We start from the raw sequence: 16121 nt of genomic DNA on the forward strand, positions 1-16121 counted from the left end.
ACAAATTTAGGTGCTTCCTATGAGCCTGTTAGCCGAGCTTATAACACACTTTTCCTTACTAAACAGAGTGCTATTCGACGCAGGGGGAGCCTTTCCGAGCGTTACCTCCTCATTCGACTCCTCGACATAACCCTTCAGTTTTAGAAATCTAAAACTGCCTAACCTTTACCGAAATTGTGTAAACCACATTTCATTTGAGCTAGGAACATTTCGCACCCACAATCTGGCCCTAAAATAAAAAAGCGCTGATCCTTATTATTACAGAAAAGCCCCCTTTACTTTAAGTATAAATGTTCACAAAGTTTTAAGAGTCGTTATTCACTCTCTTAAATAGTTATGAAGAAATCCCTATTCCTTCATAATATGCATTGTTTCCAGAACACCTCCTGAATGTATTATGGAAACAAAAAAAGCCGCGTGGCTACGGCGTTTCTTGCTCGTTCAACTTTTGTTGAAGCTCGGTTTCTAATCTCTTTTACCGAGTTGAAGGACATAATGTTTATCGACACATTTATCAGTATAAGAAAAATAACGGCATCACAAATGATGCCGTTCAAATGGTACTCTACTCCTTTCCACCAGATATACTTTGTTGCCTCTTCTTTGCTTTCCAGATCAATTCTGGAATTAAGGGAAGATTATGAAGCGAAACACCAGCGGCCACAGACAATGCATTCCCGAGGGCCCCAGGCATTCCCATTAACCCCAGTTCTCCTATTCCTCGGGCTCCGTATGGTGCATCAATCTGTGGATTTTCAACAAAACCAACCAAGTAATTAGGATTCTCTCCATAGCGGAGCGGGCGATACGTCCGAAGTTGCGGATTCAACACCCTCCCTAAATCATCAAAATAAAAGGTTTCTCTCCCAGCGAATGCCAGCCCCATACTCATCGCCCCCATAACCTGACCTAACGCTGTTTTTTCATTCATCACCCTGCCAGCATCCACCACCGCTGCAGCATTAACAAGCCGATACGTATAATCTTTACGATCGAATTCTATCTCTACCCCATATGCCGCAACAGACCACTCCGGACCAGGCTTCCCAGCCCCAGTTTCAGGATCCAAATGCGTGATATGGCGTAATATATATTTTCCTCTGCCAATAATTTGACCGCCAATAGAGTTACCATTTGGATACTTATAACCATAACCAATATCTTTAAAATGGAGCCCAATGGATGGATCATCCCTCAAAAATACCCGACTATTTGCCACTTCAAGATCTTCCTTTGGTGCTCTTAACACACATGAAGCCACTTCTTTTAATTGGTTAATCACATCGTCTGCGGCATTTAAGGTAGCCCTGCCTGCCATAAATGTCCCCCTGCTGGCAACAGTTTTCCAATGTTCTGGCGTTGTCTCGGTATCGACTTTCATTCGAACATGAATTTGATTGATATCCATTTTAAGTCTCTCGGCGAGAATTTGAGCTAGCACAGTCTTAGTTCCCGTTCCAATTTCGATAATCCCTGACATTAAATTGATACTCCCATCGCGATTAAATGTTAAAATAACACCCGAGGGAGCGTTGGTATCAATTGTTGATGTTTTCCAGCTGCAGCTTACGCCTTTTACTCTAACAAAGCGTTCATCTATCTCTTTAATCGACCCTTCGTCCCACTTGATTAAATGTCTTAATTTCTCAATACAATGTGGTAAGTCTCCTAAATTACTTTTATTTAAAAGAACCCTTGTCGGTGTTGTATTTCCTGGCCTAATGGCATTTATAAAACGGAGTTCAAGCGGATCCATTTGCAGTTTTTGTGATAGTAAGTCCAATGTTCTTTCCATTACAAAGGACAGCTCAGAATGAGAAAATCCTCTATAGGGGGATGCATACGGATGGTTGGTATACATACAGTATGAGTTACACCAGACATTCTCAACATTGTAGGGACCTGTACAGTCGACTGCCCCTGATCTCGTTACATCAATGGCCTTATCAGAATAGGCACCCCCATCCCACAAATAAAGAATTTCCATAGCCTTAATTTTCCCGTTGCGGTCGGCCCCAATTTTAACTGTTGCATCCAAACCAATGTGACATGGAGATGTAATAATATCCTCTTCACGGGTATTGAAAACCTTCACAGGTCGGCCGCCAACAGCTTTCGATGCTAAGTAGGCAAGTATTTCAAGCTGAACGGATGCCTTTCCACCGTAGGCTCCTCCAACAAACGGCGTGTGAACAACAATTTTCCCTATATCCTCACCAAAGTAATCAGCTATAAGTGTTTTGACCATAAAAGGTGCCTGAGACGAAGTCATTATATTGATTGTTCCATCTGGTAAGATCTCACACGTTGAACATCTTGTTTCCATTGCGGCATGGTCCGAAGGTGCAAAAGAATAACTTGCTTCTACTGTTACCTCACTGTCAGACCATCCTTTTTCCATATTACCCTTGCGAATTTTAATAAGGCTTGCAATGTTTGTTCCCGGAACCGGGTGTGAATCTTCCTCCTTTTTGTATTCACCTAACCTTTCATGGACGAGGGGAGCATTCTTTTGGAACGCCTGTGTAGGTGAATTGACTACTGGCAATAATTCATAGTAGACCTTAACTAGGTTAGCTGCTTTCTGAGCCTGTGCTAGAGTATCAGCGACAACTAATGCAACCGGTTCTCCGTGATAACGGACCTTATCAACAGCAATCGGTGGGCGGTCACGAATGGCCTCACCTGTGAGTGGAAAATGTTCTCCTGCAATAACCGCTTTAACACCTGGTATTTTTAATGCTTCTGTCGTGTCAATCGCAGTGATCCTAGCGTGCCCATATGGACTAATGACCTTTGCACAAGAAAGCATCCCGACTGATTTGTAATCATCCGTGTATTTCGCCCGTCCTGTCACCTTATCCCACGAGTCTTTACGAATAACACCTTTCCCAATTATATCCAACAAATTCCCTCCTAACCCTCGTTTTTCATGAAACCTTTCTATTCCCAATGCATTAATATTCGTGTACATAAATATAGCTAAATAGAAGTGACCATATGATTAATTATATAGATGAAGTTTGCAAGTGTATCTCCTACCTTATAAATATGGGATTTCAATGAAATCATACGTTAAATAACAAAAGCCGATAATTCTTTTACAAAAAAATAGGCATTAATGTTTATACACTCTAATAAATTTCATTTCTTAAGAATATAAACCTGAACATTCAGAATGTGGTGTTTATTAGAATATTGCATCGATACATGTGTCTAAGATCCCAATGTTCTGCAATTTTACAGTTTTCTAAACTGTAAATATCCGCTAATTCTGATTCCTGTGGTATTGAGGCTTGTTATAACATAACTATGGACAAAACCACATAGACATCCTCAGCAATCATTCACTCTTGTCTGCATGACTACTAAATTCTTTATATCACCGGGCTAATTCTTGTTCCACTAAATTGAATCTATAGTTTAAGTACAATTTTTCACAATATCAATAAGGGTTCACTCTATTGATATTGTGAAAACATCCTTTTAAGTAGCTTCTCAATACATCAAAATGTAATTTATTATAAATGCGTATTTTCATATTGGTCTCTTTATTAGAGATGATAGTTATTTCTATATATTCTAACGAGGTCAATTCAAAAATATTGAGTTAAACTCATCGCTCAAATATAGCTTTAAATCCCCAATAATGCTTACATTAAGTGTGTGTATTGTTGATAGTGACAGAACCAATAATAGCCTTCTCCCCTGCCGCTGCTCGCTCCGAGGCTTTGCCCTCCAACAAAGTGCAAGTAATGAATCTCTAATAAATCAGATCCTTCTTTTAAATCTTTTTAAAAATGGAGCAAGCAGGCTATCGCCCATAATATAAGAACAAGGACCGGTGCGCACCTGCTTCAATCTATAAATTGATTTTCAATTTACGGACATATGACTCGCTGACTGACAATAGCACAGCTAGTTTCCGATTAGACATTTTAGGATATCGTTGCATAGCCTGTTTAAGCTGCCATAACTTATCCTCTGTCTTTTCCTTCTCATTCTCCAAACACATTTCACGACTTACAGATTTACGTTCTTCGCTCTTCTGTAATTTATCCCGCTCACGCTTTCTTCTACGCTTTTCATTACCATCAATAATCGTTTTTAAATGCTGCTGTTCTTCCGTTGTTATCTCTAACCATCTGATAATCGTAGAGTTTTTTAAGTTATACCCCGCTCCCGGATATCCTTTAGCTACCGCTTCTTCATTAGCCTTGGCATCACTCTTTGCTTGCCAGGCCTTCTCAGCGCTTCTGGTCACCCTTTCTACCTCACGCTTCGGCAGCGGCTCCTTAAATTCGCTGTTAAACTCCAACATTTGATCCAAGGACCCTTTTAAAGGTTCTGGTGCAAAGATAAAGCAAAAGAGAATAAAGCGCATATATTCCTAGCGGAATGGTATCTTATGCTACAATCCCAAACAATTGATGGATGAATTCTTTCTGATTTTGGATAGACTGATCCTGTAAATCAATCTGTTCTTTATTAATGTACGAAAGCAAGGTAACGTGGAGTCTCATCGTCCCTATTAACTAAGGGGAAGAACAGGCTTCTGTGTCGTGTTTTTTCTATACTATACGTTCACAAAAGTATGCTTAATTTTTATAATTCGGACTTACACTATTTTCTTCATTTTCTTCTCTCCTATTTAATTAATAGAAAAAAGCCGTTTTCATAGTACGGCTTTTTATTCTAAGAGTAATAACTAGGTTACTTCTTCCACTCAATACTCTCCTGTTTCTCCCTGTTTACTTCCAGCTTAAATATATCAGGTCTTGCATAATGACCTGTAGGATCGAAATCAAATTGACTATAAGCTATTTGTTTCATATCAAGGTCAGCAAGAAGTATTTCTTCTTTTCCCCAAACAGGTTCTGCTACATAATCTCCCATTGGGCCAACAATAGCGCTTCCACCAGTACACATCACTTCTGGAGAAGATTCAAGATCAGCATAACAAGCTAAATCCTTAGGATACATATCTTTCGTTACATATTGATTACAGGACAAGACAAAGCATCTTCCTTCCATTGCAATGTGACGAATAGTGGACTGCCACGTCTCCCTTGCATCTGCAGTTGGAGCAATATAAATTTGAACACCTTGAGCATACATTGCCGCCCGAGCAAGCGGCATATAGTTTTCCCAGCAAATTAGTGCTCCTATTTTTCCATATGGAGTATCCAATACAGGTAATGTACTACCATCTCCTTCTCCCCAAACAATCCGTTCTGCTGCAGTCGGTTTTAACTTACGATGTTTCCCTAGTAATACTCCATCCGGACCGAAAAATAATACAGAACAATAAAGAGTGCCACCACTATATTCACTATCTCTCTCAATTGCGCCCATTATAAGATATACACCTGCTTCACGTGCAGCTTCACCAAGTTGATCCGTCGTTTCTCCGGGTACTGGTATTGAGTTCTTCCAGTATCGATACCAATCTTTCCTACCGTTATCCGAACGGCTCCCTATTATAGTACCAAAGGACAAACCTCTGGGATATGCGGGAATGAAAGCTTCTGGAAAAACAACGATTTTTGCTCCTTTTTCACTTGCTTGTTGTATAAGAGTGATTGCCTTTTCAATAGTTGCATCCTTATCCATAATAATAGATGCGGCTTGAATAACAGCAACTCTTACACTTTGATCCGTACTTGCCATATACAAAACCTCCTTTTACCGATAATAAATATTTTAATTACTAGAATTTTATAATCTTTCTAGTACATCTAGATACATGCTGTATTTAACTATCCAACTATTTTAGCGACTGAGTTAGTATCTATCCTAGTTGTTCTTTTTCTTTATCACACGTATTGTTTTTAGCTCATTATCTTCCGCACCTTGAACAGGAAGATCAGCTTCAATATTTTTTCTTGTATATTTTATATTATCCTCTGTAATAATCTCACCTGGTATGAAGATTGGAATTCCTGGCGGATATACCATTACAAATTCAGCAATGATTCTTCCAGCAGATTGTCCAAATGGAATCACTTCTGTTTCAGCATAAAAAGCATCACGCGGCGCTAAAGCAAGGGAAGGAATTTCAGGTAATAGAACGGAACTGTCTACCCTTTTATCCATCTGAACTTTATTCTCCCGTGACAGTTCTCTTAAAGCATGTACAAGTGTAAATAAATTTTCCTCAGAATCACCCGGTGTAATAATACAAAGAATGTTATAAAGATCGGACAATTCAACTTCAATATTAAATCGGTTTCGCAGCCACTTTTCAGCTTTATATCCAGTAATACCCAACTCTTTTACGGATATTAAAAGCTTTGTTGGGTCCATAGTAACTGCAGTACTAAATTCTAAAATTTCACGACCCATACAATATAAATGATCAATTTGGTTTATTTTGGAACGTATTTCTTCTGCTTTTCGAATAGTGTCCTCTAGTAATGCTTGCCCCTCAGTAGCCAACAATTTCCTAGCAACATCTAATGAAGCTAGTAATAAATAAGAGGTAGAGGTAGTTGTTAGCATACTTAAAACAGACTGTACACGCTTATGAGAGACAAGATTTCCGCGCAAATTCAAAATAGAGCTTTGGGTAAGGGATCCACCTAATTTATGCATACTTGTTGCAGCCATATCAGCTCCAGCCTCCATTGCAGATAATGGAAGCTCCCTATGAAAATGAATGTGAGCTCCATGTGCTTCATCTACAAGTACAGGAGTATTTCGGGAATGAGCAATTTTCACTATCTTTTCCAAATCACCAGAAATACCGTAATACGTTGGATTGATAACGAGAACAGCTCTTGTATCTGGATGTAGTATTAATGCTCTTTCAATAGATTCCGGTGTGATTCCATGAGAGATCCCAAAATAGGAATCCACTTCAGGATGAATAAAAATTGGAATGGCACCTGAAAAAACAATCGCACTCATAATTGATTTATGAACATTTCGCGGGACAAGAATTTTATCACCTGGTTCGCAAACAGACATAATCATGGCCATAATAGCTCCACTTGTTCCCTGTACGGAGAAAAACGTATAATCTGCACCGAATGCTTTGGCGGCTAATTCTTGCGACTCTTTTATAATTCCTTTCGGAAGATGCAAATCATCCAGGGGAGCTATATTTATTAAATCGATCGAAAGAGCATTTTTACCGATGAATTCTCTGAAGTCAGGATCCATTCCATTTCCTTTCTTATGGCCAGGAATGTGAAATTGGACTGGATTTTTTTCTGCATGTTTTGTTAAAGCTGTAAATAATGGAGTTTCAAATTGGCAAACCAATTTTTCACGCACCCTTTCTTATGTTGCAAAATATAACAATCATAGTTGTAATAGACGATAAAAGTGTTCTTTAGATAAATAATGTCCGATATAAAAAGAACCAAATTCTCCAAAACGGGCACTGACTTCTTCCCTCTTTACACTTCTCAGATATATCATTCTGAAACACGTAGGGAAGTATTAGGCAGTATATTTCACAAGACCATAACTTGTTCCTTGTAAAATCAGTTGTAGTCAGTTAAACCGACTCCCTCGTTTATTGCAAAATGGCTACACACCATCAAACACTACTGCAATATGATTAGGGATTGTTTAAAGTAGCTCTTTTAACTTATATTTTGTCAATATGAAATTAGCACTCATGGTCAAAAGGAACAGGAGCTAACTTTGCTTCCATCAGATGCGCGTCGAAATCATATTCACTAAAAGATGGTGAAGGGACCATAATCTCATCTTCAGGTTCAAGATAGGTTCCTAAAATTTAGGTAGTCGTTTCATCTACCCCATTTTTAATAATTAATTGTTTAGTGGACAGTAATACGCAGGAAGCAATAACTGTCTTCAACTGAATGACATGTGTATGAAAATAATAATTAAGCTCATTAAGACTATCAGAGATTGCCTCGAGAGCTTTAGGCAACTGTCCCGCCTACTTCTCCAATTAATTTAGTATTTAAAACAAAAAACATTTAGTGGTGAAAAGATAATTGTGAATCAGTTCACACCTTTAACTACAAATCATTATTATTTAGTCATATATGGATTTTTAATAGAATCCACTTCTTAATAATAAAAGATTTATAATTTTTATAACCAGCCAATCAGATGGTTTTTTAGCCATCCATTTTTTAAAAATAAAAAGAAACAACCATGACAATATCATGAAGTTATAGAAACCTCAAAAATAATGATAGTGGATCTCCCAAAGTTTACTTAGTCATTTTCTTTATATTCATCGCAGTGAAAGTAGGCATCGGCTGCATCGATAACTTTTTAAGTCTCTTTAATATTATCAAACGCATATATTCATGTTTTCGGAAGAACATTCTGTTATCTACTAAGTATTTCATAATCACAGGAATTTTATAAACTACATTTGGGGCAACAGTTTCAGGCTTTCCAACTTTCTGAATTACTTGTTCAGTTAATAGTTCTAAAAGATACGACTGTTATGTATGTTACCCGGTATTACAATCGCTCCAAGCACAAAACCCTTACATTCCACGACCACATAAAGGGAACAAGTAAACTGTTTTGTATGTTCATCCTTCACATAATACCTATTCTCTGAATCACTTGGACGACCTATTTCTGAATACATATCTTTCGCCAAGTCATAGATGAAAGATAAATCAATTACCTCCTCTATTTTTCGGACCGAGTGGTTCGCGGGCACCAGTGGATTTAAAGCAATCATTTCAATTGAACCTCGTTAAATGGAATTATGTTTCGAAAGTATTATCGTCACCTCAGGATATTTCTTATTTCACATTTAAAATAAAAAAGCTGACTCAAAAAGTCGTTAATAAAAACCTTTTGAATTAGCTTTTTGTTTTATCTTTTTTTGTGGTTATTTCTGGATATAACATATCCTAAAAGTAATAACTTTTTGGACATCCACTTTCCTTCTGCTCTATTTAAGAAGTCAACATTTTAAGAAGCTATTACAACTGATTTTGATTGTTTTTCAGGATAACAAAGACTTGCGACAATTCCCCGCTAGCTAATCCGTTTATGTTCCATCGCTTCTTTTCGTATCTTTTGGGTAACAGTTAAATTAGGCAAAACAATCCTTTCTCACTATACATATTCCAGCTTGGAATATACTTTTTAATAATTCCCATATGTCTTTACATTTCGATTTAGCTTCCAACTTCCACCCCCCATATACCACGTCCTCATTATCAAATTGAAGCGTCAAACCAATTGTTATTTTCCTACTCATTATTTTTAATCTGCTATACCTTTTATTAAAAACAAAACTTAGACAAAAAATAACCTATCGTTACAACAATAGGTTGAAAAGTCACATAATCGGCTAAGAAATAAACCAAATATATACCCCAAGGGCAGTTACAGCCAAGGCAATAATGACAACATAAATTAAAGTTAGATTTGTAAGATTTCTTTTTGTTGAGCTGCTATAGTTATCGTCACCTTTCCCCGCAATTAATAGTGTTGAAACAATAGAGATTATTGCAATTATGATTACCAAAGCATACATAACCTTCATGTTCCACCTCTAACACGTTTTATTTATAGCATGAATTGAAATAGGATTAAGTAAGCCGCAATGTACTGCATACTTATATGTTAGTAATTATCTTTTTTGTAAATTAATTACTTATAATAAATATATTATAAGGTAATTGTATTAATAAATAACCATCCATTTAACAATTGTTTTAATCATCCAATCCCTTCTCAACGTTATTATTTATATCTCTTTTTACACTCAATTACCGATGAAATATAGATTAATTCACATGAAATCAGTTAAATCTAACTCAAAAATTTTTTTTACTTTCTTGAATACTTTGTGACAAAAATCACGTTCTCTTGCCTTTTTAAATTTGCGCAACTAATATAAAACTCAATTGTGAATCAAGCAACATATTAACTCATTATTATTAGTCTATGAAACTTCAAGATCATAGAAAGGGGTTTGTCCATGAAAAAAAAATGGGCTATTTTAACCGCAAGTTTGAGTATGGCCGTTATATTAGCAGGATGTGAACCTTTGTTAGTTTTTGATCCAAAAGGGCCTCAAGCTCAAATACAAGCTAAGGATATCATGTTATCAATCTGGATTATGTCCTTTATAGTGATAATCGTGTTCGCAATCCTAGCTTATATGTTAATGAAATATCATACATCTAAACAAAGACCAGACTATCGCCCACCATACATTGAGGGCAGTATTCTCGTCGAGGCCATATGTGTCGGGATTCCGGTATTAATCGTTATATTCCTGTCAATTGTTTCTGTTCAAAGCAACTATAAAGTGGAATCAACACCGGCAGTATATAAAGATAAGGAACCACTCATTATTTACGCATCTACTTCAAATTGGAAATGGCATTTTAGCTACCCTGAAGAAGATATTGAAACAGTAAACTATTTATATATACCAGCAGGTCGTCCACTTGAATTTAAACTATATTCATACGGACCGATTACAAGTTTTTGGATTCCACAACTTGGAGGACAAAAATACGCGATGGCGGACATGGTTAACACATTACACTTAGCTGCAGACGCCCCTGGTGAATTTATGGGACGAAATGCAAATTTTAATGGTAAAGGGTTCGCGGAGAATACTTTCAATGTTACGGCAATGACCCAGGACAAATTTGATCAATGGGTAAAAGAAGTGAAAGAAACAGCTGAACCATTAACAAAGGAAAAATTTGAGGCCTTGTTGGAACCAGGGCATGTTGGTCAATCAACATACACTGGAACACATTTGACTTTCCTGCCTGCACCAGAAGGTGAAAATGGGGGACACCAACATGGATCTTCTAAATCGAATGATTCTAACAATCACTCTTCCGGTCAACCTTCTAATTCTGATGATGGGAATTTTAACCATAACAGCCATTAAGCTGATTGGAAAATTAGAATTGTAAAAAATACAACAATCCCGAAAGGAGTCACAAAGAATGGAGTTCTTTGAACGTTTTGCAATCCCTCATCCAAGTCCTGCCATTTATGCATCAATGGTTGCAATCGGTCTAACTGTTATCGCAATTGTTGCCGGCTTAACTTATTTTAAAAAGTGGGGATATCTTTGGCGTGAATGGTTAACAACTGTAGACCATAAACATATCGGAATCATGTATTTAATATCTGCATTACTCATGCTTTTCCGTGGTGGGGCAGATGCAATTATGATACGAGCCCAACTGGCTGTACCAGACAACAAACTGTTGGATGCTCAGCATTATAACGAAGTTTTCACCACTCATGGGACTGTTATGATCATATTTATGGCTATGCCTTTTATTATGGCTTTCATGAACTATATAGTTCCATTGCAAATTGGAGCCCGTGATGTGGCATTTCCACGGTTAAATGCACTAAGTTTTTGGTTATTCTTTATGGGTGCGATGCTAATAAACATCTCTTTTGTCATTGGTGGTTCTCCAGATGCAGGTTGGACTTCTTATTTCCCACTTGCTAATAACGAATTTAGTGAATCAGTAGGAACAAATTATTATATGTTCGCTTTGCAGATCTCTGGACTTGGTACATTAATGACTGGTATTAACATGATTACCACGATTCTTAAAATGAGAGCACCTGGTATGACATTAATGAAAATGCCGATATTTACTTGGTCTGCGTTAGTAACTAATATTATCATTGTTTTTGCTTTTCCTGTATTAACGGTGGCACTTATTATGGGAACTATGGATCGACTATTTGCAACGAATTTTTTCACGTCAACAAATGGCGGTATAGATATGCTTTGGGCCAACTTCTTTTGGATTTGGGGACATCCTGAAGTATACATTTTAGTTTTACCGGCTTTTGGAATATACAGTGAGATTATTTCTACCTTTTCTGGAAGAAACCTGTATGGATATAAATCAATGGTTGGCTCTATGTTGATCATCTCATTCCTTTCATTCTTGGTTTGGACACACCATTTCTTTACAATGGGACAAGGAGCTCTAACCAACAGTATCTTCTCGATTACTACAATGGCCATTGCCGTGCCGACCGGGGTTAAAATTTTTAACTGGCTGTTTACGCTTTGGAGAGGAAAAATTGTTATTACTACTGCGATGCTTTATTCCTTGCTATTTATTCCGATTTTTACAATAGGGGGAGTTACTGGAGTTATGCTCGGAATGTCAGCGGCTGACTATCAATATCATAATACGATGTTTCTAGTAGCCCACTTCCATATGGTTATTATTCCAGGTGTAGTATTTGGTATGCTTGCTGGTCTCCATTACTACTGGCCAAAAATGTTTGGCTTTATTCTTGATGAAAAAATTGGAAAATGGACTGCTTGGATCATCTCCATGAGTACTTTATTAGCATTCATGCCGATGTTTTTCTCTGGTTTAGATGGACAAGCTCGCCGAATGTACACATACTCTGAGTCTACTGGTTTTGGAATATGGAATATGATTTCGTTTATTGGAGCAATTGGTCTAGCGATTGGATTTGTTTTAATTGTTTACAACATTTACTACAGTACTAGGTATGCTTCCAGAGATATTAGTTCGGATCCCTGGGATGCACGTTCACTTGAATGGGCTACTCATAGTCCCGTACCGGAATATAACTTTGCCATTGTGCCACATGTTACGTCAACTGATGCGCTTTGGGACTCTAAGTATAATAATCATGTATTATTCCCTGGCAAATATGAAAAAATTCATATGCCAAATAATAGTGGTATTCCGTTTATCCTATCCTGTATTTTCTTTGCATGGGGTTTTTCATTCGTGTTTGGTATGTGGATTCCTGCTATTATTACAACGATTGGAATCTTTATTTGCCTCGGGCACCGTTCATTGGAAAAAGATTACGGACGTTATATCTCTGTTAAAGAAATCGAAGAAACTGAAACGAAATTGCGAGGTGTTTAATAATGAAAATCAATCACTCGCTGCCACTTGAATATAGTACACATCAAAATCAAATGAATATTTTAGGATTTTGGGTTTTTCTTGGGGCCGAAATTATGCTTTTTGCGACGCTTTTTTCAGGTTATTTTACTTTAGTTAATCGGACTGGTAACGGCCCAACTGGTGCAGATATTTTCGAAATAACACCTATATTGCTTGAAACAATGCTCCTCTTAACAAGTAGCTTTACAATTGGGTTAGCCATTCATGCTATGCGATTGGGTAACAAAAAAGCTATGAACGTCTATTTTGTTCTTACTCTTCTTCTCGGTTTAGGATTCTTAAGTCTTGAAGTCTATGAGTTTATACACTATGTTCATATTGGTGCTGGACTACAAACTAGTGCATTTACGGCTGCTCTATTAACTTTATTAGGGACACATGGAGCGCACGTTACATTTGGTATCTTCTGGGGACTGTTTATTATTGGGCAACTTAAAAGTCGCGGGTTAACCCCAGAAGTAGCCAACAAATCTTTCATTTTCTCTCTTTACTGGCATTTTCTAGATGTTGTTTGGATCTTTATCTTTAGCTTCGTCTACTTGAAAGGAATGATGTAACAATGAAAGAATTATTACCTCTTAAACAGGTAATGGGCTTTGCCTTCTCAATGATTCTAACATTCATTGCAGTAACTGTATATTTCTCAAATATGTCTTTTGCTACAGGGATGACCGTTCTTTTAGTTACTGCATTCTTGCAAGCAGGACTTCAACTTGTCGTGTTTATGCATGCAAGTGAAACCGAGGATAAAGGGGCTATTTATACAAACATCTATTATGCATTAGCCATTGCTCTCGTTACCGTCTTCGGTACATTGCTTTGCATGATCTGGGGTTATATATAAAAGAGTGTTATGCTAGGCACTCTCTATGATGGAAGTGCTTTTCACAAAAAATGATACGCTAATAAAAAATCCTTTTGAATTAGTATTATGACCAAAAACCCTTGCTATAGCAAGGGTTTTTCTATTTTATATATCAATAATTCTGTTTATTTCTGCAACTTCTGTATTTTTCAAGTGTTTCTGTATTTAAATCTTTACATGTATATGAAAATGAATGTTTACTCTAACATAAAGAAATAAGAAATCTTCCCCACCACGCAGGAGTTTTTTACAAAAACACTCAATAGAAGTATTAATAATCTTCACTTTACCATCAGTTATAGGCACAAATGGCAATCGTACTGAACCCACAGGAATCTCTTACATTTATAGCGCGAATGGGGTTCGCTGTAATAAAAGGATTGGAAGCAGCTTGCGATGCATGTCTGCAGCTTCATCTACTTTACCTTTTAAGAAAGATGTAAATATCATCTTCATTTTAATCCTACAATACGACTAACATACTTATAACTCCATGACCACCTATAATGCGTAGAGAAGTGCTAAACTAGCATTCCTGGAGTAAATCTTAAATTCTAAAGGAACCTTTTGTATTATTGAGGCAATGTTAAAAAAATTACCACTTGCCTCTTTAAAAACAATAATATTATGAAAATTGGATAAACGAATTATTGTGTAGATTGATGGATTAACAGAAGTTCTTTCTGGAATATCACAAAGTATGATTGAAAGATTTGTATGATTTGATATAGTCTTAAAAAGCTGAAATAAACCTTCTTGAGGCCGTTTATTATAATAAGCTCGCTATTAAAAGGTGTAACCATCACTGGTAGTATTCTTCCAAGGTTACTCAAAATTATTATTCATGATTCACATCAACAGATTTATTGCCATCCAATTAAAAAAATTATGAAAGTAATCATTATCAAGTGGGAATGGATGATAAAAAAAACGTTTGATTGGATGGTTAAAAAATTGTTAAATCTTTTATGATGAAAAGTAACTTATATGGGTCTAATCGCATAAGGTCAAAATACAAATTAGAAAGGGGGTGGGCACATATGAATAGTATTCCTGGAAATAAAGAGCATCCATTATTTTTAAAAGATTTAAATCATAAAAATATTTCGGCAGGTATGGTAGCGGCAATATTTGTTATTACAGGACCAACCGCTCTTATATTGGAAGCATCCTCAAACGGAAACTTCAGTACTGTACAGACGATTCTATGGATATTTACAGTTTATGTATTTGGAGGGTTATTCGGGATTATTCTTCCTATGTATAGTCGGATACCGATAGTTGGTGGCCATACACTTACTGGGGTTGCATTTCTCACAACGATGACATCGCAGTTTACCTATCATGAATTAATTGGATCATATATAATCTCAGGTATCTTAATGGTACTTATTGGATATCTAGGTCTTTTCTCAAAATTGATTAAGTTAGTGCCTAAAGAAATAATTTCTGCAATGCTGGCAGGAATGGTTACAAACTATATGGTGAATTTTATTTTTTCCATCAACAATCTTTTAATAGTCGGATTTATTTCTTTAATCACCTATTTTATTTTCAGTAGGTGGAAGCTAAAAGTTCCGCCTGTGATTGCAGCGATTATAATTGGGGTTATTGTATTGAGCCTGTTTTATCCATTGAAGACCATTCAATGGACATCTGGAGTGATTATGCCCGAAATTCAGTTACCTGAGTTTAATATATTAAGTTTCCTTTCTGTATCTATCCCTCTTGCTCTTCTCATTTTAAGTAATGATGGAGCGGTTGCGATTGGTGCATTGAAACAAAATAATTATCGGACCCCAATAAAACAAATTATTTCCTTAAGCGGACTTTTTTCAATAATATCGAGTTTTTTTGGAGGTCAATCCGCAAATATTGCTGGAATGGCAACTGTAATCTGTTCAGATGAAGAGGCAGGACCAAAGGAAAAAAGATACATGGGGGCTGTAGTGGCGGGTGTTCTCCTTCTAGTTTTCGGTTTATTCTCTTGGAAACTTATTCCGCTTATTCAATCCTTACCAAAAGATTTCATTTCAATAATTCTTGGATTTTCTCTTCTAAGCGTATTTGGAAATAGTTTGCATCAAGCTTTCTCAAAACATACAATGAAAATTAGCACTGTATTTGCGTTTATTATTGCTTTATCCAGTATTACATTTTTAAATATTAGTGCTCCAGTTTGGTCCTTACTTGTAGGTTCATTCATTGCTCGATATATAGAAAGTAATACGATAGAAAAAAATAGAGAAAAGTCGAACAAAACGGCTTAACTAAGGTCTAGATATAATCTCTGGTGTAAAAACTATTTGATAGAGACATAGAACCTACACGGACTGTTCAAT

At 36.6% G+C, this 16121-nt stretch carries 11 protein-coding genes and 2 pseudogenes; 5 read left to right on the forward strand and 8 right to left on the reverse strand.

What is annotated here, in order from left to right:
• Positions 1-565: 565 nt before the first annotated feature.
• The 7 genes and pseudogenes from D1953_RS14805 to D1953_RS22260 form a co-directional block, all read right to left on the reverse strand.
• Positions 566-2905 (reverse strand): xanthine dehydrogenase family protein molybdopterin-binding subunit, encoded by a 2340-nt coding sequence (locus D1953_RS14805; RefSeq protein WP_245980170.1) that lies wholly within the window; start codon positions 2903-2905, stop codon positions 566-568.
• A 957-nt stretch (positions 2906-3862) separates the two neighbouring features.
• On the reverse strand, positions 3863-4321 hold the full coding sequence (locus D1953_RS14810) for a hypothetical protein (protein ID WP_142920455.1): 459 nt from the start codon (positions 4319-4321) through the stop codon (positions 3863-3865).
• A gap of 85 nt (positions 4322-4406) precedes the next feature.
• A pseudogene (locus D1953_RS14815) lies at positions 4407-4493 on the reverse strand (IS6 family transposase); the annotation flags it as partial.
• Between the two features lie 220 nt (positions 4494-4713).
• A complete protein-coding gene (locus tag D1953_RS14820) occupies positions 4714-5670 on the reverse strand; it encodes a carbon-nitrogen hydrolase family protein (RefSeq protein ID WP_119117969.1) in 957 nt (318 codons plus the stop codon).
• A 126-nt stretch (positions 5671-5796) separates the two neighbouring features.
• Positions 5797-7266, reverse strand: a complete 1470-nt coding sequence (locus D1953_RS14825; RefSeq protein WP_119117970.1) for an aminotransferase class I/II-fold pyridoxal phosphate-dependent enzyme — start codon at positions 7264-7266, stop codon at positions 5797-5799.
• A gap of 481 nt (positions 7267-7747) precedes the next feature.
• Positions 7748-7906, reverse strand: coding sequence for a hypothetical protein (locus tag D1953_RS21335; protein WP_182480622.1), 159 nt, complete (start codon positions 7904-7906; stop codon positions 7748-7750).
• A 513-nt stretch (positions 7907-8419) separates the two neighbouring features.
• Complete coding sequence (locus tag D1953_RS22260; RefSeq protein WP_119117971.1) at positions 8420-8683, reverse strand: transposase; 264 nt, start codon at positions 8681-8683, stop codon at positions 8420-8422.
• A gap of 1254 nt (positions 8684-9937) precedes the next feature.
• On the opposite strand from D1953_RS22260, the gene qoxA reads away from it, so the two are divergent.
• From qoxA to qoxD, 4 genes are read left to right on the forward strand one after another with little or no spacing between them, the layout of a single operon-like run.
• Positions 9938-10870, forward strand: coding sequence for a cytochrome aa3 quinol oxidase subunit II (qoxA, locus tag D1953_RS14840; RefSeq protein WP_119117973.1), 933 nt, complete (start codon positions 9938-9940; stop codon positions 10868-10870).
• A gap of 58 nt (positions 10871-10928) precedes the next feature.
• Positions 10929-12872 carry a cytochrome aa3 quinol oxidase subunit I gene (qoxB, locus tag D1953_RS14845; RefSeq protein ID WP_119117974.1) on the forward strand — a complete coding sequence of 648 codons (1944 nt, stop codon included), beginning with the start codon at positions 10929-10931 and terminating at the stop codon, positions 12870-12872.
• A gap of 2 nt (positions 12873-12874) precedes the next feature.
• Entirely contained in the window at positions 12875-13471 is a 597-nt protein-coding gene (qoxC, locus tag D1953_RS14850) for a cytochrome aa3 quinol oxidase subunit III (RefSeq protein WP_119117975.1), read from the forward strand.
• A 2-nt stretch (positions 13472-13473) separates the two neighbouring features.
• Entirely contained in the window at positions 13474-13758 is a 285-nt protein-coding gene (gene qoxD / locus D1953_RS14855; RefSeq protein ID WP_119117976.1) for a cytochrome aa3 quinol oxidase subunit IV, read from the forward strand.
• Between the two features lie 522 nt (positions 13759-14280).
• Here qoxD and D1953_RS22205 read toward each other — a convergent pair.
• Positions 14281-14544: pseudogene (locus D1953_RS22205) on the reverse strand (dihydrodipicolinate synthase family protein); the annotation flags it as partial.
• A gap of 275 nt (positions 14545-14819) precedes the next feature.
• Between D1953_RS22205 and D1953_RS14865 the strand changes: the two are divergent.
• On the forward strand, positions 14820-16049 hold the full coding sequence (locus tag D1953_RS14865) for a benzoate/H(+) symporter BenE family transporter (RefSeq protein ID WP_119117977.1): 1230 nt from the start codon (positions 14820-14822) through the stop codon (positions 16047-16049).
• The last annotated feature ends 72 nt before the right edge of the window (positions 16050-16121 follow it).

It is taken from the genome of Peribacillus asahii (assembly GCF_003570725.1).
Lineage (GTDB): Bacteria > Bacillota > Bacilli > Bacillales > DSM-1321 > Peribacillus > Peribacillus asahii.

Excerpts from the sequence above, each read along its gene's own strand:
- D1953_RS14810 (WP_142920455.1), bottom strand. The coding sequence starts at position 4,321 with ATGTTGGAGTTTAACAGCGAATTTAAGGAGCCGCTGCCGAAGCGTGAG.
- D1953_RS14820 (WP_119117969.1), bottom strand. The coding sequence starts at position 5,670 with ATGGCAAGTACGGATCAAAGTGTAAGAGTTGCTGTTATTCAAGCCGCA.
- D1953_RS22260 (WP_119117971.1), bottom strand. The coding sequence starts at position 8,683 with ATGATTGCTTTAAATCCACTGGTGCCCGCGAACCACTCGGTCCGAAAA.
- qoxA (WP_119117973.1), top strand. The coding sequence starts at position 9,938 with ATGAAAAAAAAATGGGCTATTTTAACCGCAAGTTTGAGTATGGCCGTT.
- qoxB (WP_119117974.1), top strand. The coding sequence starts at position 10,929 with ATGGAGTTCTTTGAACGTTTTGCAATCCCTCATCCAAGTCCTGCCATT.
- qoxC (WP_119117975.1), top strand. The coding sequence starts at position 12,875 with ATGAAAATCAATCACTCGCTGCCACTTGAATATAGTACACATCAAAAT.
- qoxD (WP_119117976.1), top strand. The coding sequence starts at position 13,474 with ATGAAAGAATTATTACCTCTTAAACAGGTAATGGGCTTTGCCTTCTCA.
- D1953_RS14865 (WP_119117977.1), top strand. The coding sequence starts at position 14,820 with ATGAATAGTATTCCTGGAAATAAAGAGCATCCATTATTTTTAAAAGAT.